21 protein-coding genes and 6 pseudogenes are annotated in these 25,007 nt (G+C 60.7%); 10 read left to right on the top strand and 17 right to left on the bottom strand.

What is annotated here, in order from left to right; all coding sequences use genetic code 11:
• Positions 1 to 467 precede the first annotated feature (467 nt).
• The 5 genes and pseudogenes from BRA1417_RS0137000 to BRA1417_RS45835 form a co-directional block, all read left to right on the top strand.
• Positions 468 to 2,012 (top strand): S10 family peptidase, encoded by a 1,545-nt coding sequence (locus tag BRA1417_RS0137000; protein ID WP_027520128.1) that lies wholly within the window; start codon positions 468 to 470, stop codon positions 2,010 to 2,012.
• Between the two features lie 44 nt (positions 2,013 to 2,056).
• Positions 2,057 to 3,643, top strand: coding sequence for a B12-binding domain-containing radical SAM protein (locus BRA1417_RS0136995; RefSeq protein WP_198034897.1), 1,587 nt, complete (start codon positions 2,057 to 2,059; stop codon positions 3,641 to 3,643).
• A gap of 11 nt (positions 3,644 to 3,654) precedes the next feature.
• Positions 3,655 to 4,938 carry a radical SAM/SPASM domain-containing protein gene (locus tag BRA1417_RS41455; protein ID WP_198034896.1) on the top strand — a complete coding sequence of 428 codons (1,284 nt, stop codon included), beginning with the start codon at positions 3,655 to 3,657 and terminating at the stop codon, positions 4,936 to 4,938.
• 364 nt (positions 4,939 to 5,302) lie between these two features.
• Positions 5,303 to 5,539 (top strand): hypothetical protein, encoded by a 237-nt coding sequence (locus BRA1417_RS45840; protein WP_245286322.1) that lies wholly within the window; start codon positions 5,303 to 5,305, stop codon positions 5,537 to 5,539.
• A pseudogene (locus tag BRA1417_RS45835) lies at positions 5,503 to 5,913 on the top strand (tyrosine-type recombinase/integrase); the annotation flags it as partial. The gene BRA1417_RS45840 and the pseudogene BRA1417_RS45835, both read left to right, overlap by 37 nt.
• Positions 5,914 to 6,191: 278 nt before the next feature.
• Here the strand turns inward: BRA1417_RS45835 and BRA1417_RS46395 are convergent.
• The 3 genes and pseudogenes from BRA1417_RS46395 to BRA1417_RS0136940 all read right to left on the bottom strand — a co-directional run bounded on the left by BRA1417_RS46395 (position 6,192) and on the right by BRA1417_RS0136940 (position 10,810).
• Positions 6,192 to 9,669, bottom strand: a pseudogene (locus tag BRA1417_RS46395) (DEAD/DEAH box helicase).
• Positions 9,653 to 10,348, bottom strand: coding sequence for a Hachiman antiphage defense system protein HamA (locus BRA1417_RS0136945; protein WP_245286321.1), 696 nt, complete (start codon positions 10,346 to 10,348; stop codon positions 9,653 to 9,655). Before BRA1417_RS0136945 ends, BRA1417_RS46395 begins: the two are co-directional and overlap by 17 nt.
• Before the next feature lie 276 nt (positions 10,349 to 10,624).
• The gene (locus tag BRA1417_RS0136940; RefSeq protein ID WP_027520118.1) at positions 10,625 to 10,810 is read right to left on the bottom strand and encodes a hypothetical protein; all 186 of its coding nucleotides are present in this window, start codon (positions 10,808 to 10,810) and stop codon (positions 10,625 to 10,627) included.
• Between the two features lie 176 nt (positions 10,811 to 10,986).
• Between BRA1417_RS0136940 and BRA1417_RS0136935 the strand changes: the two genes are divergently transcribed.
• The gene (locus tag BRA1417_RS0136935; RefSeq protein WP_027520117.1) at positions 10,987 to 11,883 is read left to right on the top strand and encodes a 3'-5' exonuclease; all 897 of its coding nucleotides are present in this window, start codon (positions 10,987 to 10,989) and stop codon (positions 11,881 to 11,883) included.
• 35 nt (positions 11,884 to 11,918) lie between these two features.
• Here the strand turns inward: BRA1417_RS0136935 and BRA1417_RS43390 are convergent.
• The 4 genes and pseudogenes from BRA1417_RS43390 to BRA1417_RS0136925 all read right to left on the bottom strand — a co-directional run.
• A pseudogene (locus tag BRA1417_RS43390) lies at positions 11,919 to 12,068 on the bottom strand (DUF3606 domain-containing protein); the annotation flags it as partial.
• Between the two features lie 191 nt (positions 12,069 to 12,259).
• Positions 12,260 to 12,814, bottom strand: coding sequence for a hypothetical protein (locus tag BRA1417_RS0136930; protein ID WP_156949084.1), 555 nt, complete (start codon positions 12,812 to 12,814; stop codon positions 12,260 to 12,262).
• 788 nt (positions 12,815 to 13,602) lie between these two features.
• On the bottom strand, positions 13,603 to 13,803 hold the full coding sequence (locus BRA1417_RS44510) for a hypothetical protein (RefSeq protein ID WP_156949083.1): 201 nt from the start codon (positions 13,801 to 13,803) through the stop codon (positions 13,603 to 13,605).
• An 11-nt stretch (positions 13,804 to 13,814) separates the two neighbouring features.
• Positions 13,815 to 14,078 (bottom strand): hypothetical protein, encoded by a 264-nt coding sequence (locus BRA1417_RS0136925; protein ID WP_027520115.1) that lies wholly within the window; start codon positions 14,076 to 14,078, stop codon positions 13,815 to 13,817.
• Positions 14,079 to 14,733: 655 nt separating this feature from the next.
• Between BRA1417_RS0136925 and BRA1417_RS0136920 the strand changes: the two genes are divergently transcribed.
• The 4 genes from BRA1417_RS0136920 to BRA1417_RS0136905 all read left to right on the top strand — a co-directional run bounded on the left by BRA1417_RS0136920 (position 14,734) and on the right by BRA1417_RS0136905 (position 18,261).
• Positions 14,734 to 15,399: a DNA-3-methyladenine glycosylase gene (locus BRA1417_RS0136920; RefSeq protein WP_027520114.1), complete on the top strand. Its 666-nt coding sequence runs from the start codon at positions 14,734 to 14,736 to the stop codon at positions 15,397 to 15,399.
• Positions 15,400 to 15,797: 398 nt separating this feature from the next.
• On the top strand, positions 15,798 to 16,376 hold the full coding sequence (locus BRA1417_RS0136915) for a helix-turn-helix domain-containing protein (RefSeq protein ID WP_027520113.1): 579 nt from the start codon (positions 15,798 to 15,800) through the stop codon (positions 16,374 to 16,376).
• The gene (locus BRA1417_RS0136910; protein WP_027520112.1) at positions 16,369 to 17,592 is read left to right on the top strand and encodes a type II toxin-antitoxin system HipA family toxin; all 1,224 of its coding nucleotides are present in this window, start codon (positions 16,369 to 16,371) and stop codon (positions 17,590 to 17,592) included. The genes BRA1417_RS0136915 and BRA1417_RS0136910 overlap by 8 nt, the downstream gene beginning before the upstream one ends.
• 3 nt (positions 17,593 to 17,595) lie before the next feature.
• Entirely contained in the window at positions 17,596 to 18,261 is a 666-nt protein-coding gene (locus BRA1417_RS0136905) for a restriction endonuclease (RefSeq protein WP_027520111.1), read from the top strand.
• On the opposite strand, the pseudogene BRA1417_RS43385 reads toward BRA1417_RS0136905, so the two are convergent.
• The 10 genes and pseudogenes from BRA1417_RS43385 to BRA1417_RS0136860 all read right to left on the bottom strand — a co-directional run.
• Positions 18,241 to 18,441, bottom strand: a pseudogene (locus BRA1417_RS43385) (nucleotidyl transferase AbiEii/AbiGii toxin family protein); the annotation flags it as partial. The gene BRA1417_RS0136905 and the pseudogene BRA1417_RS43385 overlap by 21 nt on opposite strands.
• Positions 18,434 to 19,027, bottom strand: coding sequence for a DUF6088 family protein (locus BRA1417_RS0136900; protein WP_027520110.1), 594 nt, complete (start codon positions 19,025 to 19,027; stop codon positions 18,434 to 18,436). The gene BRA1417_RS0136900 and the pseudogene BRA1417_RS43385, both read right to left, overlap by 8 nt.
• A gap of 130 nt (positions 19,028 to 19,157) precedes the next feature.
• Positions 19,158 to 20,062, bottom strand: a pseudogene (locus BRA1417_RS0136895) (IS3 family transposase); the annotation flags it as partial.
• Positions 20,063 to 20,130: 68 nt separating this feature from the next.
• On the bottom strand, positions 20,131 to 21,702 hold the full coding sequence (locus tag BRA1417_RS0136890) for an IS66 family transposase (protein ID WP_027515865.1): 1,572 nt from the start codon (positions 21,700 to 21,702) through the stop codon (positions 20,131 to 20,133).
• A gap of 52 nt (positions 21,703 to 21,754) precedes the next feature.
• Positions 21,755 to 22,108: an IS66 family insertion sequence element accessory protein TnpB gene (gene tnpB, locus BRA1417_RS0136885; RefSeq protein ID WP_027515864.1), complete on the bottom strand. Its 354-nt coding sequence runs from the start codon at positions 22,106 to 22,108 to the stop codon at positions 21,755 to 21,757.
• A complete protein-coding gene (locus BRA1417_RS0136880; RefSeq protein ID WP_027515863.1) occupies positions 22,101 to 22,559 on the bottom strand; it encodes a transposase in 459 nt (152 codons plus the stop codon). The genes tnpB and BRA1417_RS0136880 overlap by 8 nt, the downstream gene beginning before the upstream one ends.
• Positions 22,560 to 22,642: 83 nt before the next feature.
• Positions 22,643 to 22,879: pseudogene (locus tag BRA1417_RS41440) on the bottom strand (transposase); the annotation flags it as partial.
• Complete coding sequence (locus BRA1417_RS0136870; protein WP_027520108.1) at positions 22,876 to 23,421, bottom strand: hypothetical protein; 546 nt, start codon at positions 23,419 to 23,421, stop codon at positions 22,876 to 22,878. The gene BRA1417_RS0136870 and the pseudogene BRA1417_RS41440, both read right to left, overlap by 4 nt.
• Before the next feature lie 22 nt (positions 23,422 to 23,443).
• Entirely contained in the window at positions 23,444 to 23,959 is a 516-nt protein-coding gene (locus tag BRA1417_RS0136865; protein ID WP_027520107.1) for a hypothetical protein, read from the bottom strand.
• A complete protein-coding gene (locus tag BRA1417_RS0136860; protein ID WP_027520106.1) occupies positions 23,959 to 24,666 on the bottom strand; it encodes a hypothetical protein in 708 nt (235 codons plus the stop codon). The genes BRA1417_RS0136865 and BRA1417_RS0136860 overlap by 1 nt, the downstream gene beginning before the upstream one ends.
• Positions 24,667 to 25,007 lie beyond the last annotated feature (341 nt).

Here is a 25,007-nt window from a genome sequence, read left to right as displayed (position 1 = left end):
GATCCGAGACGAATGGCTGGACGGCCTACGACATCCGCACTGGTTTTGCTGCGCTAATCAATGACGTCGCCCAAAATGGCCTTCCCCTGGAAGACGCCGACGACCTGGCCGATCTGTTGAATCACCTACAATCAGAGCAAGCCTACGTCAGCAGTCACTAAGGGTTTTGCGGGCGCCGCGATTTTCGCTCTGGTCGCCGCCCTTTGGTGTGGCGGAGGATAAACGTGTACGACGGGAGCTTCCACGGGTCTTCGAACTTCGCAGGCCGAGCGCGTTGAGCTGATCAGCGGTCAAGCCGCCAATCGGGGGCGATTGGCGATGGTGGGGGCATATAATCTGCACCCGCCGACGGTGACAACTACTGACTCTAGTAGGTTTGTTGTTTCCACGCATGAGCTAGTGACTAGGTCGTTTTGACAGACACGCCTTGCGCACCAACAGTGCAAGCCCTGCACAGGAGAACCTCTATGTCGTCGACCGCACTGCGCAGCACCTCTCTTGCGTTGATCCTTTTTGCCTGCGGGATCATGGGGAGCGTGCGGGCAGACAATCCGCCGCCGCCGCCCGCCAATGCCACAACGCCAGCCGGCCAGAACGCCGGCCCCGGCGAACGCGCCGGCCAAGCGCCGAGTACGCCGTCGGCGGCCGAGCAGCATCGCCTGCCGCCGGACTCCAGCACCAGGCAAACGCTTGATCTCCCTGGGCGGACGCTCTCTTTCACCGCGACGGCCGGCTCCATCCGCCTGTTCGACAAGAAGGGCGAGCCGGACGCCGACATCGTCTATACCTCCTATCAGCTTGACGGCACCGATCGCGGCACGCGCCCGGTAACGTTCTTCTTCAACGGAGGACCGGGCTCATCATCGGCTTGGCTGCAGTTCGGCAATGCCGGACCGTGGCGGCTGCCGATCAATGCAGACGAGGTCACGCCATCCACTTTTCCGGAGGTGAGGCCAAACGCGGAGACTTGGCTCGATTTCACCGATTTGGTGTTTATCGACCCCGTGGGCACAGGCTATAGCCGTTTCGTGGGGACCGGCAATGATGTGCGCAAGCGGCTCTTTTCCGTTAACGGCGACGTCAACGCCCTCGCGCTGGTGGTCCGTCGCTGGCTCGAAAAGCATGACCGGCTGTTGTCGCCGAAATACATCGTGGGTGAAAGCTATGGGGGCATTCGTGGGCCAAAGGTTGTGCACCAGTTGCAGATGCAGCAGGGCATAGGCGTCAAGGGCCTGATAATGGTCTCGCCAATCTTCGACTACGCCCGCACTGGCCTGCTGCAATACATCGCAACACTGCCGAGCTATGTCGCGACGCTGCGTGAAGCCGAGGGCCCGGTAAAGCGAGCCGATCTCGCCGACGTGGAAGCTTATGCACGCGGAGAGTTTCTGACCGACCTCATCAAAGGTCAGGCGGACAAGGAAGCGACCACGCGTCTGGCCGACAAGGTCGCGGCGCTGACCGGCATCGATCAGGCGGTGAGTCGCAGGCTCGCGGGCCGCTTCGACCCCGCCGCGTTTGGCCGTGAGTTCGATCGTAAGAACGGCAAGTTAATCGGCAATTATGACGCTTCAGTGCGTGGCCTCGATCCGTATCCGGACTCGGATTTCCATCATTCCGACGATCCGTCGAGCGACACGCTGCTCGCACCTCTGACCAGCGCCACTGTCGATCTCCTTACGCGCAAGCTAAACTGGCGGCCGGACGGCTCCTATGAGCTAGTCAACGACGCGGTCGGGCAGGCTTGGGATTACGGCCGCGGGCCTCCGGAGTCGCTGTCGGAGCTGCGCCAGATTCTCGCAGCGGACCCGAAGATGAAATTGCTAGTCGGGCACGGCCTGTTTGACCTCGTCACCCCTTATTTCGGATCACAGATCGTGCTCGACCAATTGCCGCCATTTGCCTCAGCACCGCGCGTCAAACTCGTAGTCTATCCAGGCGGCCACATGTTCTATTCACGAGATGGCTCGCGCCACGCGTTTCGTGCAGAGGCCGAAGCGATTATGAAGTAACCCGCACCGCGAACTAGCTCACAAGCAATACCGAGAGGTTCGCGTTGCGCGAGGCAGTCTTACCCTTACGCGGTATTCCGCCGATAGTTCTGGCTACGCCAGCGCCGATCACGCACCGTACCGCCGAGGAAAATTTGGGGCTCGGTTACCTGGCGAGTATTCTCAGAAGCAAGGGGGCGAATGTCCAAATCATCGACGGTTGGCTGGGCGGTCTGACGAGTGACGAGATCGTAGATTCGATAGCCCTGCTGCCGGTTCCGCTGTGGATCGGATTTTCCTGCTACCGATCCAATATGGCTCGGGCAATCGAAGTCATGCAGCTGCTTCGTCAGCGTGATCTACAAACCCCGACGATCGCCGGCGGCTACGGGCCGACCTTTCACCCGGATGAGTTCCTGAACGCTGGGTTCGACGTCGTGGTCCTCGGCGAGGCCGAAGAAACTGTCTGCGAGTTGAGCGAGCACTTCGCATTCGGTAAACTGGACCTCTCCGACATTTCAGGTATCAGCTACAAACACGACGGCAAGATCGTTCGTAGCGGGCGCAGGCCAGCGGTCGCGAACCTTGACGCCATACCTTTTCCTAGCCGCGACACGATCCGCGCCTCACTTGAGCGGCGGAGCGCTGTGCCCGTGCTTTCGTCACGCGGCTGCGCAGCCCACTGCACGTTCTGCTCGATCGTTGCCTTTGCGAAAGTATCGGATGGTTCGCATTGGAGGCAGCGTTCGATCGAAAACTTCGTCGACGAGCTGGAGCAGGTTAGCCGCCTCGGGGCGACGTGTTTCAAAGTCATCGACGACAGCCTTATTGAGCCGCCTCGAGACGAGCTGTGGTGCCGTGAACTTGCCGACGATATTCAATCGCGAGGCCTGCGCGTGCGCCTGCGAGGTTCGATCAGAGCGGATCGCGTGACCGACGAGGCAATTAGGCCGCTCAAGCGAGCCGGCTTCTTCGCGTTTTCGTGCGGTATTGAGAATTATTCGGAATCCGCATTGAAGAGGATGGCGAAGAGTGCAAGCGTTGATCAAAACCTGCAAGCCCTTGATGTCTTCAAGAAACACGCCATCTACGTGCAAGCCGGGCACATTCTCTTTGATCACGGCACGACGATGGAAGAGTTGCGGGAAAATCACCGTCGCATGTCGGACTACGTTTGGACGATCAGCAAGGGAATTTTCTCCGAGATGTATGCGGCCGAAGGAACGCCGTTCGCGAGGCTGCTGCGAAAACGAAATCTGATCGACGCCAACGACGATGGGACTGGCAACCGAAACTATCGTCTGGCCGACGAAGACGTGGTTCAGGCCTATACGGGCCTAAAGCGCTGGCACAAGAGCCATCTTCGCCTTTACGACAAAGCGATCGACGCCATCAGCGCGCCAAAGGCACTCGAGGACGAGGAACTGGTCGAATTCCACGCGCTTGCGACCGAACTGCGGCGGCACGACCTCGCCTTCATGGAACTCCTCCTGGACGCCGTTGAGTCGGGTGAGCATGACGTCGATGGCCTTGTTGACGCTCAGGTCGCAGGGAACAAGATCAAATACCAGACGCTGGCGACACGGGTTGACCACGCCTACGCGTCGGCCGGGCTGGTGTATGACGCCGACGCCAATCCTTTCTTCGGATGAGAAGGCTCAAAATGTCAAAGCCATTCGCGATCAGCTTCGACCGGCTCGAACATTATAAGCTCAACGTGGGCCCGGTGCAGGAGTTCGGCGACCTGCCCGAGTGCGAGGTTGCGATCAAGAATATCGGCTGGACGCTGGGGAACGATTGTCCATATCGCTGTACGCACTGCTACAGCATGAATGCTAGGGAGAAGGGGAGCGACCTTACCGTCGAGATGATCGATCGGATCGTCGATCAATTGAAGAAGCACGGCGTTGAAACGGTCAATCTCGGCGGAAATGAACCGCTCTTCACCAATGGGTTGAACCCCAAGGCGACCTTGCTGCCCTACATCATCAGGAGGCTCGCGGACGAGGACATCCTGGTGGGCCTCACGACCAGCGGCATATCGTTGGTGCGGTTGTACAAGGATCACTATCGGGAATTTCGTCTGTTGAACGATTGCGACATCTCGTTCGACTCGCCGTTCGAAGACGAACACAATGAAAATCGGGGAGCTAGCATCTTTCGGCAAGCTGTGGAGGCGCTCGATATCTGCCGCCGCGAGGGCATCTCGCGGACTTGCATCATGGCGGCGATGAACTGGAACTTCTCCATCGGGCACATTGAAGCACTCGCCAAGTTAGCGAAATCGCACGACGCCAACGTCCGGATCAACCCGATCAAGCCGACCGAGCCCGCGCATATGAGGATCGCGCTTCCGCCGAGCATGTACTATGCCGGTTTCGCCCGGCTGATGGAGTTGTGCGATCCCGTGGACCTGGGCGAACCTCCCATCGCGGCGGTGACCAACACCTCGGAGGCTCGGCGATGTCCTTGCGGACGAACGTCATTCAGAATCCACTCGATCTCGCCAGACGGCAAGGTCCATGTGAGTCCTTGCGTCTATCTACATGACTACAAATCGGAATTCGATCTGCTGACGAATGAGCTGTCGGAGATCATTTCCAGCCCGCAATTTCGCGTGTTCAGGCAGCGCAACGCAAATCCGGACATAGTCGAGGGATGCAGCGGGTGCTCGTTGCTCGCCAAATGCGGCGGGGGATGCGTGGCCAGGTCATATCTGTATCGTCGGCACATGACGGGCGGCACGACCATGCTTGCGCGCGATCCCTATTGCCCGGCGGAGCAAAGGCGACAGCAAGCCTTTCCACAATCGCCAGCTCTGAAGAGGGAGGAGCGATTGGTTCACATGGACTACCTTTGTACCTGGATCGGCCAGCCACACTCGCATCTTCTCGACGAGATCAAGGGCGGGTTGATGTCTGAGAAACTTAGCAACCAAAGGAGCTGACTATGGGTGACGCACAAGGTGAGCGCGGCAAACCGCACCCCGTCCCGACGTGCTTGGGAAAACACGCTGAATGAAGCAAGAATATATTTGGAAGCCTTAATCTAGCGGTGATTTCAAATACGCTGATGCCTCTGAAAATACGCTGATACCTCTGATGCAAGCGCCAACCCGCGCTCCTCCTCGATCTGGGATAGGAGGTGCGGCGATGAACAAGGCGAACGCGTTCCCGGATTTGATGCGTGCGTTCTTCTACGAATGGCTCGTCGAGCAACGTAATGCATCGATCCACACGGTCCGGTCTTAGCGTGGCACCTGGCGGCTGTTCCTGCGGTTCGCCACACAACGCGCGGAAAAGGAGGTGGCGGTGATCACACTGGCCGATCTGACTGCCGACGGGGTGGCGGCCTTCCTCCGTCACGCCGAGCACGACCGTGGCGGTACGATCGGCACGCGCAACTGCAGGCTTGCCGCGATCCGCAACTTCTTCAACTTCGTCGCAACCAAGAACCCCGCATCGATCGCTCAGTGCGTGGAAATCCTTCACATCCCGGTTAAGCGGCTCCGGTGTCAGACCCCTGTTATCTGGCCCCGGCGGTGGTAGCAGCGATCCTTGCCCAGCCAAACCGCTCCACACTCGAAAGCATACGCGATCACGCACTGCTCTCGTTCCTCTACAACAGCGGGGCACGGATACAGGAGGCTCTCGATCTGTGTCCCGGGGCGATCCGGTTCGATAGCCCAAGTTGCGTTCGTCTTACCGGCAAGGGCCGCAAGGAACGCATCTGCCCACTCTGGCCGGAAACCGTGCTGTTGCTGAAAACGCTGCTGGAGCGACAGCCGCGTGCATTGGACCAGCGGTTGTTCGTCAACCGCTATGGCGAGCCGCTCAGCCCATCCGACGTTCGGTTCAAGCTTGCGGCCCATGTGAAGGCGGCGGCCGAAACCACGCCAACGTTGCGGACTACGCATGTGACGCCGCACAGCTTCCGACACGTCACCGCCGTACACCTCGTCTCGGCGGGTGTCGACGTCACCGTTAAGGCTCTGGCGAAAGAGCTCGGCAAGGCACGCGCGATGGCCAACATCCTGGCTGCCCAATCGGTGGAGATGAGGGCCAAAGGTGAGGCGATGATCCAGCAGGCCGACAGACTTCTTTGCGAAAGCTGGAACGAGCGGATGTGGAGCGACGGCGACCTGCCGCGTCGAGAGCGTATCTGCTCCCGGCCACGGCGCTCCTTGACGAGTGGTCGGCGCTACGGGGGCCCAGCAGAAAGGAAGTCCTCTGGACCAAGATACGAAATGTCGATCCTTCCCGCCTCAAGCGACACCTGCGCTCGCGCCAAACCGATCCTTTCGGGATTGACGTCCCCTTTGAGCGTGCGGCGCGCCGTCCGCTGCGAGCACGCGTGCCTGTCCGGAGAATTCGTGGATTTGGACGTGAGTGCCCGGCGGAGGCGCAACGCCGAGCCAGGCTACGTTCGCCCAATACCGCCGATCCGCCCACGTGCGGTTGTCGCTGCGCTTGAAGCTCCGCAGGAACTGGATCCACATCGCATGGGTCTCAACGGTCGGCCAATCGCCGAGCGCGCTTCGCGCGTCGACATCCTTCGAAGCCAGCCACTGCCGTAGCTCCTGACCGCTCTCGAAGGTCGCGCCGGTGTCGCCGACCGCCTTGATCGCCGCGAGCCGCGAATTGAAACCCGCCTGGATGAGGATAGAGACGGACCGGTTCAACGTCCCGGTCTCCACGGCGGAAACGGCGTAGCCGAGATCGTAGTCGTCGATCGACATGCCGTCGACGGTGTCGGCGTGCGTCGTGGCGCGGACCCGGATGGCCTCGAGCGCCCACGGAAGCCTGAAGACCAGTCCTCCCTCGATGAATTGCAGCGTCTCCGTTTCGTGGCCGATGGCCGTCGATGCGAGCGGCCGACCGAGCAACCACGTCTTCAACACGTCGCGCCAGTCGTATGGCATGGGGTCCGGAATGAACGGCTGGAACGCAAAGGCGAGCTCGCCGATCCGCGTGATGGCCTTGATCGCCGCGTCGGCGTCGCCCTGCGCGACGGCCGCGTTGGCCCGGACCAGGAGCGGATTCGCCTCCGCCGCGATGGCGTCGAGCGAATGTCCGGCGGACAGACCTACCCCGGCGAGGAAGTACCCCCGACGTCGTGTCGCGGTCGAATTTTCCATATGAGCCGGCTGCGCGAGACCAGCCCCGCCTTCAACGCGTGCTGGATCGCGCCGTCGCGACGTTGCAGCCGACGATGCCAGAGGGAAGATTGCAGGATGTCGTCGAGCGCAGCCTCGATCCCGGCGTCCGGCACGTCGGCCTCGCCGATCAGGCTCAGGATTGCCGTGTCTAACGTCGCGACATGGCGTTCCCAGTCCTCCAAAGCCCTCTCGCGTACGTCTGCGCTCTCATTGGCGATCTCGAGAAACGTCCACGCTGTCGCATTGTTGACGACATACTCGATTAATTGGTTGATGTCGCCGCCGATGCGGGCGTGCATTCGGTTCAGCAGAGCCGCGATCAACTGGATCAGCCCGCTCTCCATGTTGCGCGCGCTGAGATCGCCGATCAGCGCTTCCCAGCTCCTCTGCTTCTTCGCGGCTTCGTCGTACATGGGAAACAGCACGATGCCTTCGACGTCGACGTAGGCCCGCCCGGCGCGTCCGATGACGTTCTTGAACTCGGACGTCTTGATCAACTCGCCGGAGCGATGCAGGGAATGCATGATCACGGCTGTCGCGGACAGATTCAACCCTTGGGCAAGTGTCGGCGACGAGATGGTGACCTTGAGGACGTCTTCGCGCAGCAGACGCTCGATCTCCTTGCGGTAGGCGGTCGGCAGCGCGCCGTGATGCAGCGCGACCCCGATGCGGAGGCACTTGAGGATCGCACTGTCAGATCCGAGCCACTCTTCGCCCAGCGCGATCGCCGTCCTAAGCACGGCAGGGTCGGCTTCGAGCAGAGAGCGAAGCGAGCCGCGTTCGTGCAGATCGACGATGACGTCGGCGAAAGGTTCGACGCTTCGGCGCTGCGGGCAGAAGACGAGAACGGTCTGCTTGTCCTCGACCAGGCGCCATGCCGCAGCGAGCAAAGCTCCTTCTGGTCGCGAGGAAACGGGATCTTGCGCTCGCGCTTCGGCCGCACCCAGTTCGGCGGGGCCGCTCCGACGATGAACCGCCGGACCCATGGTCGTTCGTCGCCGACGCGCAGGTTCAAATGCGCCGAGGACGACGATTTCGACCAGACGACCTCTCCGAACCGCAATCGGGTCGGTCGCCAATCGTTCTTGATCACGCCGCCCGACTGGTCCCGCCGCAGCCAGGCCGCGAAATCGTCGAGTTGGTCGCCCTCAGGCAAAATGGCCGACAGACACACGATCCGCCGCGTCGCCGCGTCGGAGCGGCGGAGCAGCCGCTGGATCTGCACTTCGTAGCGGACCTCGCGCTCCTCCAGGCCGATCATGTGCCCCTCGTCGAAGACGAGAAGGCCGACATCGTCGAGAAGGGATGGTTCGTTGCGAAGGGCGAAGTCGAGCTTCTCCGGCGTCGCCACGACTATATCGCGCTCCCGGATGGCGTCCTCGTCGAAGCCGCTAACGCCGATGCTGCCCTAAAGAGCAGATATCGTCTTGCCAAGAGGACCGAAGGTGCGCTGCAGGGTCGTTTCCGTCTGCGCCGACAAAGCGCGCAACGGGGTGACGAAGACCACCCGCTTGCCGCCGGCGAGACAGCGCAGGATGCAGAGCTCCGCTATCCGGGTCTTGCCGGCGCTGGTTGGCAGCGAAACGACCAAATTGTCGGTCTGATCCACGGCACGCGACGCCGCGTCGACCTCTGACGGCTCTGCAACAGCGCGATGAAGAGCTCGCGAAGGCGCGGCCAGTCCGCGGCTTCTCCGCCGGCCGGCTGCCGTGGCAACCGTTCGTGGAAGGTGTTCGACCACAGATCTCCGATGAGATGGACGGCGACGCGGTGGGTCCACCATTGCGGCAGCATGTTCAACTCGCCGCATATCGTCAGGCCGGTCCGGAGCCGTTCCAAGGCATGGTCGAGCAGACCGCGCTCTCCGCGCTCCACCGCCTGCGCGAACAAGGACATCGCCGCCATGAACCCGTCCGTCAGCGCCGCATCGAGACCGTCGAATAGAAAATCCTCGCCTCCGGCTCCGTCGACGCCTTCCGTCGCCACCTGGATGGCGTGGATGATGTGCTCATCGCTGCCCTCTCCGGAGGCCCGATAGTCAAGCGCGGTACGGCGGAAACCGCGGAAATTCCGACGCATGAGTTGGGCGAGCACCCGCTCCGTCGGAGAGAAGTTCTCGTCGGCTTCGACGATGGCCAACAGCGAATAGGCGCGCGCCGAATAATGCGCGAGATGATAGCTCGCCGCCGCCATGACGAAATGAAAGTCGCGGTCGACCTCGCCGCGATTGCCCTTGGCGATCACCGACTCGAGCGCGGTCGCGGCTTGTTCGAAAGCCGTTCTAGCTTGCGTCGCGTCGCCGCCGAGCTCCAGCAAGCGAAGTCCGAGTCCGAGAAGCGCGTATCCGTAGGAATGCAGATCGTAGCTGAGTTGCGGGGCGAATGCCGGGGCGTCCGGAGGCAGGGCTCCGTCGCGCCAGATGATCGCGCGCGCCTGGCCCCGCGCAATGAGACTTCCGCGAAATCCGGCGGTGGCCGCTTCCGCGATGTCGGCCGCTATCGCTTCAGGCGTCGTTGGCATCGGCGATCACCTTGTCGTAGACCGCAGCTATGAACTTTCCGTGGTCATTCACGTGGAGGCCGATCCCCCATTGGCCGATCAAGCCGGAATAATTTTGCAGAGCGGTCGTCAGCATCTTTTCCGGGGCGTTGCCGGTGAAGACGAATAGCAGATGCGTCACGCTCTGTGCCGAGATGCGGTACTTTCGTTGCGCGTCGTCGATCGCGTCGACCATTTGAATCTCGTTCATTCCAAATAGGCACTCCGAAATGAACGTCAGCGCGTGCGCCGATGGGAGCCCACCGTCCTTGTCCAGGCCGGCACGGGCCTCCGCGAGGACCTGAACAGTGAGGTTGCCGCAGCTCTTGGCTTCTGTCTTGAGAAACAGCAGGCGTTGAGTCTTGTCGTCCAGCTTCATGCCGATGACGTCGTCACCGCGCATCGCCATGTTTCGGTGGTCCTTCCAGCGCAGGCGCTTAACGGGCGCGCGAAAGCCTCCGCCGTACGCGTCGATCCACTCCGTCGCGAAGATCTCCCCGAGATCGCCCGACCGGATCTGTTTCGTCGTCGGAAGCTTGTCCTCGATAAGCTTCGCAGCGCCCTTCTTGCCGAGACGGCGGAGGGCGTGGACGACGCGTTCCTCAGACGCATAGTGGCCGGGGACGACCGCTGCGGTCGCCTCGATGCCGGCGTCCAGCATCGCGGTCTTTCCGGTCATGACCCGGCGGTGATGGGTCCCGACCTTCCCGTCGAGCGAATCGCACCAATCTTTGAACCGAGCCATGCGTTTGCCTCTACACGGGACAGGTGCCCCGCAAGGCGAAAGGCCGTCGCGGGGCACGATCGACACCGAGCCGGGGGTCCTGCCGGATCTGGCGCCGACCATCCAGGCGGAGGCCCATCGGTTTGGAGAAGCGGATCGGAATCATCGGTATCCTCGCGGGTTTAACGCTTGCTCCGGCGGGCTCCAACACGCTCAGGTGGTGGCCGGGATCGCCGTTAAGGTCATATTTGCGGCGGGTCCGCAAGGGGCGGATGGAAAACGCAGAGAGGCGTAGTCGATGTAGCCGTCGCTCGCGTCGACCAGTTTCAGTAGCATCCGGTCGAACTGCTCGCGAAGAAACTTGGTGTCCTGGATGACGGCGAGTTCGCTGCCGGACATTCGCGGGAATAAAAGTCCGGCGGCCGATTTGAAGGCCCATCATCTCTCATCACCCCGCAACGCGACCGGCATGAGCCAACCGCTGCGGAAAGCCTCTGCATTACGCGACTTTTCTGTACCAGGCAAGACGCTTCGCCGCTATCGTACGATCCGGATCATACGCCGTTCGGGAAGCGATGTTTCAGGATACCATCAGTCTGGCCGCTATGGCCGACGCACTGAGCAGGTCGGCGGACTACCGAGTCCTTCGTCGCCTTGTCCCGCGGGTCCCCTTCACTCCGCCTTTCGGTCCGGATACGAAGACCGCCGTGCTGCTCGACACCGAGACCACCGGCCTCGATGCCCAGAAGGATGAGGTGATCGAACTCGGCATGGTCAAGTTCGACTATCTGTCGGACGGCCGCATCGTCGGCGTCAGGGACATCTTCTCAGCCTTCAACCAGCCGTCCGAACCCATCCCGGCCGAGATCACGGCGCTCACCGGCATTACCGACGAGATGGTGGCCGGCCACCGGATCGACGACGTCGCGGTCTCTGCATCCGTCGACGACGCGGTCATCGCGATCGCGCACAATTCCGGCTTCGATCGCAAATTCGCCGAACGTTATTGGCCCGTGTTCGAGCAAAAAGCCTGGGCCTGCAGCGCGACCGAGGTCGACTGGCGGAAGCTCGGCTTCGCAGGGGCCCAACTCGGATACCTGCTGAACGGCGCCGGATACTTCCACCAGGCCCACAGGGCCGTCGACGACTGCCACGCACTGCTGGAGATCCTGGACTTCACGCTGCCGACGACCGGAGCGTCGGCACTCGCGCTCCTGCTCGAGACCGCGCGGAAGAAAACGGTGCGTGTCTGGGCGGAGCAGTCGCCGTTCGACCTCAAGGACTCGCTCAAGCGTCGCGGCTATCGCTGGTCCGACGGCAGCGACGGTCGGCCGAAATCCTGGTACATCGACGTCTGCGAGACCGCCCTCGACGACGAGATCGCCTTTCTCAGAAAGGACATCTATCTGCGCGACGTCGAGCCACGACTGCAGACGTTGACCGCCTTCAACCGATTTTCCAACCGGGTTTGACAAGGCGGTCGTGATCGACGCCCGCGATCGCGGGCTTACGGGCCGAGACGCTTCTCCACTCGCTTGCGGGCGTTGCCGACCTTCTTGACCGCTTTCTTGACGTCGGAGACCGAGCGGCCGGTCTTCTGCCCGCCGGCGACGCTGGCCCGGTCCTGCTTGCGTCCTCGCCCGGTCTTCTTCGCTGCCTTTAATGACGTTGCCGGAGATCACGATACCTGCGCCAAAAGCGTCGCTCGTTCGCCGCCGCCTGATGCCGTCGGTGCAGGAACTCTCGCTGAAGGCTATGATTGCGGTCGCCGCCTCAGTCGTGCTCGAAATTTTGTCGGTCGATGTCTTTCATAGATGCGACGGCAAAAGCCTTCCTCAAGCGCCCAGGTCAGACACCGACGCTTCCGAGGCCCTTCACTTCGAAGTGCAACTCCGGGATCAGGTCAGTGTAGTCCGGGTGCGGTACCCATTCGTAGACGGGATTCTTGAGAATCTGCGACCAGTCTTCGAGAACCGGCCATTCGGATGTCGCGTAACGCCCTACAAGAATCAAGTCGACCGGCCCTCTCGCAAGCGTGTACTGCGCTGACGAGATCTCCGGGCAGTGTGAACATGTGCAGATCGCATCGTGCAGATAGTGCATCGTCGCGATAAGCGCATTGAGAGGTCGATCCTCCAGTTGGTAGTCGTCGACGAGGCTGTGGGGCACCTCATTGCGGAGCGAATTCATCAGTTTCCAATCCGCCAGGTGATCCTCATCTGCTTGGGCAGGATCGGTCGTCCGATGGACCAGCGCACGAACACCGACGAGCGTCGTCCGCTTGTAAGAGTATTTATGACCACACTTCGGACAGATAGCCTGCTTGTCTTCCGAGCCGGGCGACAGTCCTGCCGCGATCGCAAGCGGCTTCTCCATAGCCTCGAGGCCCGTATAGGCTTCCAAGAACGCCGTCGTCCATAGTGCCTGCCGCGAAGCGATACCTGCGGGCCGCCCGGCGCAGCCGACGGCCGCTCTCCAAGCCGTCCCAATGTGCCAACAGCTTTCGCGCCGAGTTCAGCTTGTCGTCCGTTATCTCTTCGTGCCAATGACGGACCGAAAGCGGCAGGAATTGGACGAAGTCGCAGTCGCCCTTGCCGCCATCGCGGAGTTTCGCGACTTGGACGATCTCGGATGGGGCGAACGTCGTTCCCGATACGACCGTGATTGTCTGAAAGAAAGTCCTCGATCAGTTCGAAACCGTCGCGCGCGGCCGCGATCAGATCGTAGTCGGCGGCTTTCCGAAATTCGACTGCAAGAGTGGCTCCGCCGAGCTTCCTCTGCGTCGCCAGATCGTTGTGAGCCGGCCTTATCGCGATCCGGCAAGGCACGCCTTGAATATCGAGGTCTTCGGTCTTGCTCACGTCGATGGAGAGAGCCTGTTTCACCAGCACACGAAAGGTCGCGAGCGCCCCTGCCGCACTTCCACTTTTATTGTCGTTTTCCCGCGGTCTTTTGCTCATAACTCGTCCCGCATCGGCGATAACGATCTTTGCGGTCGCGCCCCAGAGGCAAACTGCCCGGCGGCGACACCGTGCTACTGTGGTCCGCGACGCATAGAAATTCAAAACCAGGAAGACCCTAGTTGTTCGGAGGCCGACCGACTGCGTGATCAACTAGAGCCGTTCGATCGTCTCAGCTTTGACGCGGGCAGCCAATCGAGAACTAAGATAAGGGCCCCTCGCGCCCTCTCATCAGTGACGATCTTGTTCCGGGATGTTAATGGCATGCCCGTAGTGCTTGACGCCAGGCCTGTCTGGGTGTGTCCAGACCGCCAGCCCGTCATCATCATGGGAGACCCAGCCAGCACGGCGGGCGTCTTCGGCGGCTTGCTTCCGTTCCGCCATTCCTTCTTCGAAATCTCGTTCGCGGCGCCGCTTATTGTAGGCTGGCATCTCTCACCTCATTATGTGTAGGTTGAGCCGGACTTGAGCTGTGGCTTCACAGGGTGCGCACCAGTCCGGAGGTGCTGCCCGCCGAGCGTTTCCACCAGGGACCGGACTTCCTTCCCGAACGCGCGGCGCATGCCATGCGTCAGATCTCCGAAGCGATCGGTGACCAGAGTATCCAGGGCACGCACGGGCGCACGTCCGGTGCGCAGGGCAGCGATGATCGTTGCAAGCGAAGCCGGCTCTTCCAAGAAGGCGCGAATCTTCAGGGACATCTTCATAGGAATCTCCAGATTACGGGCGCTGGGAAATACACCCTTCCGCGGCGCCGACAAGGGGGCGGCCAAGTATTTCGACTAGACCCCCAAGCGTTTGCTGCGCCGCGCCATCAATGCTCGACCATCTCGTCACGGTCACCCCCGAAACCGCTGATCAACTCGCGAGCCCCGGGTTGATCCGAGGGCGAAGGTATGCATCACGGTCATCGACCTTCGATGCTCCACGCTCCTGAGCGCGCAGTGCTCGCGAGCGCCATTTAACGCCCGCCGGAGCTAATCATCATCTGTTGGTATCGCCATGTCGACGTCGCCTCTAGCCGCCAGCTCGGCATATCCTCGGAGCGGATCGGCGCCGGCAGGCCTCGCGCCAGCTAAGCCAGGCTTCTAGTTATTCGACAACGCCGGCTCCAGCAGGCCCGCCCGATCCGGGATCTCTTCCAATTTCAGCGGCCCAGGTGGGTGACGAAGTAGAGCTGGTCGGAGAACTGACGCTCGCCGCGCGGCTTCCGCGTTCGCACACTCCGGAAAACGAGATCTCAAGATTTTTGAAGCTCGAGAATATATGCAACTACAAGCTCTATTTGATGTTGTGGACGCATCATAGAGCCCGGGACGCTTCGCATTCCACGCGATTTCGTTTCCAAGGAAAGGAATTTTGATGACCGAATATTTCGGAAGGAAGTACGTCGAGGTCGATGCGGACTTTTTCGCCCCGCCCGCCGCCGAGGTGGCACCGCGACTGATCGGATGCGTGCTGCACCACGACAACCGAGGTGCCGAGACCGCGATCATGCTGATCGATGTCGAGGCCTACGGTGGAGGGAACGACCGTGCCTCCCACCTTCATCCCGAGAACCGCTCGCGCCGCAACAAGGGGGCCAAGAACCTGATGCCGCACGGGACTGCTCGCATCCATGGCAGCCGCGACATGTGGGGCCTCGACATCGTTTGCGAGGAAGAAGGTCAGGGCAGCACGGTGCTCGTCCGCGCGGGTCACCCCATCCTCGGGATCGATATCATGGCCGAGCGCCGCAGCAGGGCGGCTGGTGCCGACCGCGTCGTTAAGGTACGCGCCAGGGGCTACGAAAGAAGGCTCTGCAACGCGCCGTTCAATCTGGGCGAGGCGATGGGGCTCGACCCCGTACTTGATGGGGCGTCGCTGGTCAAGCATCCCTTTCGTCTGCTTTGTCCCGTGAATCCCGTCGCCGAGCTGCTCAACGGGCCCAGAGTCAGGGTCACCCAGGACGGCGAACTCCTCTGGCGCTGGGGCCATCCCGATCACCAGGATTGGCTTAGGGACAAATTCAAAAAGAATTCGGAATGACGGACTTATCGGCGTCCCGACCGATTTCGAGCGTGATGCGCGCACGATCTATGGCCACGGTCGATCACCGGGAGTGGGGATGGCGAACCGCGAGAGGTTCGAGCGCGGGCTTGATCAGGTGGTCCGGACCACTGTGGAAGACGAGACGGACTTCTTCGGCAGAGCAGCGCGGCTTCGGCCCCGGTGCCGAGATTCTTGTCGGCACTGCGACGATGTTCTGGAAGCCTGATCTCGCGCCGTGGTCGCGATGCTTGGCTCTCCCTTTGGAGGCTCATCAGGTTGATATATTTTTGTTATCAGAATTTGAGTTTGATAAGTATACTTATTGGACTTGAGTTCTTTAGGCTTTCGATATACTATTCTTATCAAGATGGTTATTTTGATCAGGATTATAGATCATGTCCTACCTGAGTGAAGAGCTTATCCGGACCGTTCAGTCGAAACGTACGCAAGAGCGTATAAGCCAACGTGCGTTGGCCGACCGATCGGGTCTGACGCAAGCGCACATCTCCCAAATAGAGACCGGCCGCCTCGAACCCGGCCTGTCCAGCTTCATCCAGATGGTACGGGCGCTCGACCTAGAAGTCGTACTCGTGCCCAAGAAGCTGCTTCCAGCGGTGGAGGGCGTTCTGCGCTCCAACGCCAACGACTTCTCCAACAATGAAGGCCCGTCGGACATCTTTGTCAGGGCTGAACGAATCGTTTCCAAGCTGAGGAATCGCCACGGCAGCTCCGCGTCGCTAGACCGCATCGCCGAATACTTCCGCTTCTTGAAGCAGGTCCACCTTTCGAAAACTGACCTGAGCCTCCTCAACGACATCGTCGACACACTCAGAGGCTACCGCTCCGAACCGATACCCAATTCCGTGCTGGAAAACTCCGCAGGCGTACTGCAAGATCTACGCAATCGGATCGCACATCCTGTAGAAGCCCCCCGTTCAGCCTACGCTCTCGATGATGAGGACGATGATGCCTGACGTATCGGTCCTCGACGTCCGCCTACACGACACCCCGATCGCGACCATCACCCTCGTGCAGGGCGACCGATCGCTGCTTGCCTTCAACCAGAACTATATCGACGACGTCGTACGCCCGACATTGAGCTTATCCTTCAAGGACCCGTTTGGAAACTTGCTCACGGGGTTCAAAACCTATCAGCAGGTCGTTCCGCCCTTTTTCTCCAATCTGCTGCCCGAGGGCCCGCTGCGTCGCTATCTCGCGGAACGGGCGGGCGTGAAGGAAAAGCGTGAGTTCTTTCTTCTCTGGATGCTCGGCCGGGACCTACCCGGCGCTCTGTCGGTCCATCCGGCGGAAGGAGAAGCGTTGCCACCTCAGGTGGCCGAGGATCTCACGCCGGACGAGCGGCAGAACATGCTGCGCTTCTCGCTCGCGGGCGTCCAGTTGAAGTTCTCCGCGCTCAAGAACGATCCCAAACATGGCGGCCTGACAATTCCCGTCGAGGGCGTCGGCGGCTCGTGGATCGTCAAGCTGCCCTCGCATCAATATGCAGGCGTGCCCGAGAACGAATATTCCATGATGACCCTTGCGAAGAAGATGGGCATGGAAGTGCCCGATCTCCAACTGATCGACGTCGAGGCGATCAAGGGGCTGCCGGAAGGAATAGGCGAGCTGAAGGGAAGGGCACTCGCCGTCAAGCGGTTCGACCGCTCTGCTGACGGCCCAGTCCATATGGAGGACTTCGCGCAGGTATTCGGCGTATTCCCGGACGAAAAGTACAACAAGGCCAACTACAGAGGGATCGCGCACATTCTCGGCATCGAGACCGGCGAAGCGGGCGTCGCCGAGTTCGTCCGGCGCCTCGTGTTCAGCACGCTGATTGGCAACGCCGACATGCACCTGAAGAATTGGTCGTTGATCTACCCCGACCGCCGGACGCCCGTCCTGTCGCCCGCCTACGATCTGCTGTCGACAATCCCTTACATTGCGGACGACAAGATGGCGCTGAACTACTCGCGCACGAAGAGGATGGACGAATTTTCCAAAGACGAGCTGAAGCATCTGGCGGCGAAGGCGAAAGTCTCAGAAAAGCTGGTCCTCGATACGGCTGCGGAAACGGTCCAGCGCTTCAAGAATATGTGGGCGGAGCTAAAGGCCGACCTTCCGCTGGAGCGAAAGGTCGTCGAAACCGTCGACGCGCACGCCCCATCGATCCCGATCTACAATGAGCTCTGAGTCGTGGCCTACGATTTCGGAAACCTCTCGCCGGCGGATTTCGAAGATCTGGTCCGCGACCTCGTAGGACGGGAATTCGGCGTGAGGTTCGAGGCCTTTGCGGCGGGCCCCGACGGCGGCATGGATGGGCGTCGTGCGCCGGGAGCCGCGGCCACGATCCTGCAGGCGAAGCACTACGGAAGGTCGTCTTACGCCTCGCTGAAGTCGCAAATGAAGCGCGAGCGACGCGTCATCGAAGATCTGGCTCGCGGCCGCTACATATTGGCGACGTCGTGCCCGCTGACGCCGAAGAACAAATTCGAACTCGCCGAGGCGATAGGGCCGTTGCTTTCGCGGGAGGAAGACATCCTGGGACCGGGCGACCTGAACGCCCTATTCCGGAAACATCCTGACATCGTCAAGTCCCATATCAAGCTTTGGCTATCCGACTCTGCCGTTCTCGACCAGGTCGTGCGCTCGGCCGCTCACGCCTACACCAGGATCACGAAGGAGGAGATCGAATCCAAGGTCCGCATTTACGCGTCCAATCCGAGCTTCGACGGCGCGCGCGACACGCTGGAGGCGGACCACGTGGTCATCATATCGGGCCCACCGTCGGCAAAACCACGCTGGCGGAAATGCTCTGCTACGCGTTCCTCGCAGAGGGCTGACCTGATAGGCTTTGGATAGCGACGTACCGCCCTTGAACACCAGATGTTCGCCGAGCGCCGAGCCGTAAAGGGTCGCAAGCGCCCAAACCACCCACACGTCCTTTTCCAGGAGGTGCGCGGGCCGGCCAGACCGATCGGCCGCGACGCCGAGCGCCTCGCGGCGGTCGGCTGCCGGAAGGAGGAGAAAGGCATCAGCCATGCGCTGCCTTTCCCACGCTGCGCGCGAGCCAGGTGGGAAGCTGTGGCGCGGCTGCGACCAGTTCGCCGAAGGCGGCCGGCGGGAGCCTCCGCTTCAATGTTTTCAGGGCGGCTTCCGCCTTTTCCGGCCCAAGCCAGGCCAGCGCTCGCACCGCCTCGCCAGCCGGCTTGTGAGCCAGGGCGAGTTGCCAGCGCGGAGCGTGGCGAAGCTCGACGACCTGTTTGCCGAAGTTCATCGTTCGGCTGCGGCCAGAGGTTAGATAGACCGATCGGACCGGCACCTGTGTCGTGAGGCCGAGAGTGTTGGCCGCCGCCGCTCCACTCGGGACGATGACCTCGCCGCGCTGGTTGGCGAGCGCCTCCACCGCCTTTTGGACGGAGGGAGCCCTCGTGCCGAACCGGCTCGTGATGGGACGCAGATAAAGACCGCGGCCGGCTCGGATGAGTCGGCCCCGCTCGGTCAGTCGCGACAAGGCCTGATCCACCGCGGCGCGATTACCGAGGTGGAGTAAGCTCTTAGCCGCCACGGGCGTACCTTCAGGCAGCCCTTCGGCATGCGCAAGAATCTGTTCGGTTAACCGTTGCATGGCCATTCTCTTGTCAGAAATATATACGGTTTTCTGACACCTTTCAACCGTCTCTTCCCGATGGACAACAGAGCTGGTCCCGGTTGTCTGAACAGAGTTTCCGCGTCGATAGGTGGAGCCTCTGCCGGGGTTAGGCTGCCATGCGGAGTGGCAGTGGGGTGAAGTAGGCTTGATCCGGCGTAGTGCCGTCAAGGCTCGAATGGGGACGCCTGGTGTTATAGAAGTCGAGATATCGGCCGATCGAACTGCGAGCCTCGCTGACGCTGTCATAGGCCCGCAGATACACCTCTTCGTATTTGACGCTGCGCCAGAGCCGTTCGACAAACACGTTGTCCCGCCATGCGCCCTTGCCGTCCATGCTGATCGCGATGCCGTTGTCGACGAGCACGCCGGTAAAAGCCTGTCCGGTGAACTGCGAGCCCTGGTCGGTGTTGAAAATCTCCGGCTTGCCGTGACGGGCCAAGGCATCCTCCAGCGTCTCGACGCAGAAGGCTGCTTCCATGGTGATCGACAGCCGCCACGACAAAACCCGGCGTGTTGCCCAGTCCAGCACCACGGCGAGATAGACGAACCCACTCGCCATCGGGATGTAGGTGATGTCCATCGCCCAGACCTGGTTCGGCCGTGTGATCTCCATGCCGCGCAGCAGATACGGATGGATCTTGTGGCCGAGTTCCGGCTTCGTCGTGCGCGGACGGCGATAGAGCGCCTCTATCCCCATCCGCCGCATCAGCGTTTTGACATGCCGGCGGCCGATCTTGCACCCCTCGGCAGCCAGCAGGCCTCTCAACATTCGCGAGCCGGCGAAGGGAAACTCCAGATGCAGCCGGTCGAGACGCCGCATGATCGCGAGATCGGCGTCCGGCACCGGACGCGGCAGGTAATAAATGCTGCCCCGGCTGATCTGCAGTACCTCCGCCTGCCTGGTGATCGACAGATGGTGCTCACGGTCGATCATCGCTTTGCGCTCAGCAATCCCGCCTTGGTGAGCGCTCCTTCTAAAAAATCGTTCTCCAGCGTCAGCTCTCCAATCGTAAGCGCGATTTTCTTCGCACGCCGGCGGTTTTGATGGATTGCCCTGGTATCGCGCGATACCGGGCCGTTCAGGCAGTGGCGGCTTTGTGGAAGTTGAAGGGCAGCAGGTCTGTAATATCGGCGTCGCCGGCGCGCTGAGGCAATTCGGTGAGGACGTGGCGCAACCACGCTAACGGCTCGACACGTGAGGCGCGGCAGGACAGCATCAGGCTATAGACGACGGCACTGGCCTTGGCTCCGTCCACAGTATCGCTGAACAACCAACTCTTCCTGCCAGTTGCAAAAACCCTGATGTCGCGCTCCAGAAGATTGTTGTCAATCGGCATGCTGCCGTCCCCGGTGTAGCGCGTCAGATATTCCCATTGGTTCTGGGTGTAGGATACGGCATCGCCGAGCTTGCTGTCAGGCAAGACCTTCGGGGCCATGTCATCGAGCCATACTTTGAGAGCATTGAGGATGGGGACACTATGTTGCTGGCGGAAGCGGCGAATGCAGTCGGCCTGTGTTTCACCCTTCTCCGGTGTTCCGTCCCGCGCCTGCCTTTCAACCCGGTAGAGCTGTTCAAAGAACCGCAGCGCTTGCTCGGGCGGACCGCCGCCCTTCTTCCTGGCTTTGAGGGCATCGACAAAGCGCCGCCGGGAGTGGGCCATGCATCCAATGTGGGTGGCCCCTTCCAGCGTGCGCCATGCGGTATAGCCGTCACTCATCACAATGCCACGGTAATCGCCGAGGAAGGCTTGCGGGTGGATTTGGCCGCGGCCTGGCTGATAATCCAGAAGAACGATCGGCTCGTGGCTGCCCTTGCCGCTACGATAAGCCCACATGTACGATGTGCTGGTGGCCTTTTTGTCCTTCTCCTTGAGGACCTGAACCGTCGTCTCGTCGCCATGGATGAGAGGTTGTGATCTGAGCCGCAGCTTCAGGGCGTCGTAGATGCGACGCAGATGCTTCTCGCTCGAGCCAATCACCCAGTGGCCCAAAGCGCCGCGGCTGACAGGAACACCTGCACGTTCGAAGGCCTGCGCCAGGCGGTAGAGCGGCGTGCCATCGACATATTTGTGAACCAGCGCGAACGCCAGCGTCGAGGGCGTGGCAACGCTGCCCGGCAACGGTTGCGTCGGCATCGGCGCGGTCACAACACGGGCGTGGATCCCGGTGCGATCGCAATGGCGGCACGCATATTTGAAGCGCACATTCTGTAAAACCTTCGCCTTCACCTCGATATGAAGTTGCTCGGTGACAGCCTCGCCCATGCGATGCATCTGGCCACGGCAGCAAGGACACGCCTTCTGATCGTCGGACAGGTCATACTCGACGCGCTCACGAGGTAGGTTCCCCGGCAGCGGCCTCCGGCCGCGCTTCTTTCCCGTTGTGTTTTCGACGGGCGGCAAGCCCGTGTCCGGAAGTTCGGCGATATTGTTCGTTTCACTGCCGGCGTCATCCTCATCGGAGGCATGCTCGGCTTCATTGAAGAGACGATCAACATGCTTTTCGCTGCGCGGCGCAAAACGATGCAGGCGTGCCAGCGCCAGTTCTTCCTCGAGCTTGGCGACGCGGTCGGCGAGTTGATGGTTCTCCGCCTGCAGCGCAGCAATGCGTGCCAACAGCACTTCAACACTCGGATCGCCGGTTCGATTCATCGGATTCTTGAATCTGAACCGTACCGACGCGTCAACCGCTCAACTCGAGAGCTCAGCCGGCAACCTGATATTGCCGCACCGGATGGCGGACCATCGCATCGATATCGATGCCGTCAAGGATCCAGTGCAATTGCTCCGTCGTCAGCGTGACGATCGCCTCCTGGCGGCGCGGCCATCGGAACCTGTCCTCGGTCAGCCGCTTCAGGACCAGTACAAAGCCGGACCGATCGAAGAACAGAAGCTTCATCCGGTCGCAACGGCGATTGCAGAACGCAAAAACCGCCGGAGTGAATGGATCGAGCGCCATCGTCTCCTGGACCAGGACCGCAAGGCTGTTGATGCCAGCCCGGAAGTCGATCGGCTCACGGTGCAGATAGACCTGCAGGTCACCGCCCAGTCTAAACATCGCCCAGCGCTCCGATAATCGCCGTTAATGCATCCACATCGCCGCATTCCAGCGCGAGCTTCACGCCGTTCGGCAGCGACACGCTCACTTTGGCCGGAGAACAAAAAGCTGGAGTCCCTTTGGGTTTCGAACCACGCACTTCATCGCAAGCCGGCAAATCAACCGTCGCCACGCTGTCTTTTCGCGACAGGTCCCGCTCGGCCTTCCCCTCAAGCTGAACCGGGATGAACGCCGGGCGTGAGGACGGCGGCAGCGACCTGGTCGCGCTGTGCTTCTTGATCCACTTCCGAAGGAGGTTCGCGTTGACCCCATGTTCGAGTGCAAGCCTCGATACCGAAACCCCAGGCTCGAGGCAGGCCGTGACAAGACGCTCTTTCGATGCCGCCTCGTAACGCCGGCGACCGTTCCGGCCGACAAGCCTGACCCGCAGTTTCTGATCATCGTCGCTCATCACAAGGTGTCCACCTATTTTGGTGGACACCTCATGCATCAGGGCACTCAAAAGCAAAAGGTGCGGAGAAATTAGCGCTTACCTCCAATCTTGGCGTGCAGCGACTTCACGTCGATCGCAGGCGCGGCGGGCGCAGCGCTGCCAGGTCCAAAAACTCCGCACGCGCCGCCTTCCAGCTGCGCCTTCCACGCCGTGATCTGATTGGGGTGGACGTCGAACTGCTCGGCCAGTTGAGCGATCGTCCGGTCGCCCTTGACGGCGGCAAGCGCCACCTTCGCCTTGAAGGCCGGTGTGTGGTTCCGGCGTGCTCGTCTGCTCATCGTCGCTCCTGATTCGCAGGCATCAGCGTGCCCGCTGTCAGGCAGAAACTCCACTTATCGACCTGTTCAAATTTGCGGAGCCGGCTCTTTTCGCGATTTGCAAGCCGAATGACAGCAGTCGTTCTCCTCAGCAACCTATGCCGGCCGATTGTCTTTGGATCGATGAAAATGTCGGGAAGACCATTATATCTGAGCAGGTTTCCTTTATAGAAGACATTCAGGACTTTCACTTCCTGCGCGAGCGCCGGACGCATGGGATGGAGGCCAAAGACCCTTAGAGCCTCTGCTGCAACGCCTTCTAAATCGTGCCCGTATCTCCTGATCGGCTTAGCGAATTTCTTGTAGTCCAGAAGCAGCAGAAGCGCCTTCACAATGATTTCCGTGCCCTGGCTGGTCAGGTGGAGCACTACGTATTCGTCGCCCCCGTGGCGTTGCAGAAAAATGGACGCGCCAAGGAAACTTTGGCCCTTTGCATAGAGGGCGAGCGCTATGCGCCGCCAAGCATAGTCCGTCAAATCGGCGCTGCCGAAGGTGGCTTCCATGAGTACCGTTCTGCCGTGGCCGTTAGATGAAGCCAAGTTTTCCCTTACCCACCGCAGTCGCGACTTTAACGGGATTCTCCAATACTACCCTGATGTACTCGTGAATCTCCTCGCAGACCCGTTCAACGTCCTCTTCGCTGAAGTCGAGTGGAATGCCTCGCACCGCTCGCGGGCTATCGCCAATCCTGACCGTTATGGCGTCACCGATCATCTCAAATTCTAGCACCACGCGAGGCCAGAACTTGCCCTTGGCGCTTGTACGCGGAATCCCCACAGCAACACCCATCTGGATGGGGGCCAACGTCAAGGTACCTTTGTCATGAGTGCTGAATTTTGCACCCCGGTAGTCGCCAGCCTCCTCTCGATACTCGCCTTCAGGCGGCACGCCACGCGCTTCAGAGCCTTCCCCTAGATAGATCGGCAGACGTTGCACGATAGCATCTCCAAGCGCTTCAATGGTGCGGAAGCTCTTGACCGTCATGTCGCTGTAAGCGGACATTGCATCTTGCAAGATCTTCATTCGTTCGCTGAGAGCCATCAATTGTCCCCTTTCTGGAGTCCACTTACCTTGTTGTCGCGATGTAGCGAACGCACCAACGTCCTACCGCAGCTCTTGCCATCCTCTGAATGCTCCAGATAGTTCCACTCGTCGCGCTCCAACAATAGCCGGATGTATTTGGCGACGCTCAATGTCGATCGAGACAGGCGCCAGATATCGCGAATGAGAACCCTTTGGCTTGGATCAAGCCCGGTGGTGGCGTGGGCGAGAACTTTGTTCCGATAGTGCTTTATCCTCGTTAGAGCGTCCTGCTCTGCCTTTAGGATGGACCATCGCGCCTTCAGCACCCTTATCAACCTCGGTATGTCTCTTGTCGTTCCCGCCCTGTGGCCAACGGCACACTGCCATTGCGTCTCCTTGTCGATCAAGAATTGCTGGAAGCCGGGAACGCTCACGCCACTCACAAGCTGTCCGAGCGAGGCGTCATCATTTCTGGTGCCGTTGTCGCATAACGCGCTCAGTCTGATCACCATAATCTGCAACTGGTCAAACAAGATGGTGCTTAGAGCGCCCGTCGCTTCTCCTTGGAACCGAAGCGCCTTTCCTGTGCTGTTAATTCCATGGAACACACCGAGCGTCTGCGCCAGGTTCTCTGCGAAACGATGGATGATTTCGCCCTTCTTGCAGTACTCCACATAGAGTTCACTCTGAGTTGTATCGGACGGCCCTGGTGCTTTCGCGCTCATATCAAAGGCTCACTGCGCCTTCACGAGTGGAACAGGAAAGGGATGACGGCTCCGAGCGGCACGGGCTTGCTAATCTCGGCGGCTCTGGAGTTGCGCATAAAGATATCACGTCGCTCTTGCTCATATTCGCGTTTATCTCTCTCACAATCTTCATCGTCACAGTTCCAATGGTGACACAGCGCGCGGTTGGCAAGGCTTAGTCCGCTACACATATTGATCTAACGTCCGTAATGGCGCGCCGACGCTCTCGCGTCCACCACATCCCGCCCCGCGTTCGTGACGATGCGCGACCGCCCCTCTTACCGGAAAGGGATGGCCGTAGTTAAATCACTGATTTGAGG

This window comes from Bradyrhizobium sp. WSM1417, from assembly GCF_000515415.1.
In the GTDB taxonomy this organism is placed as follows: domain Bacteria; phylum Pseudomonadota; class Alphaproteobacteria; order Rhizobiales; family Xanthobacteraceae; genus Bradyrhizobium.
Note: the sequence above shows the minus strand (reverse complement) of the source record. Positions and strands in the feature narration are given on the sequence as shown.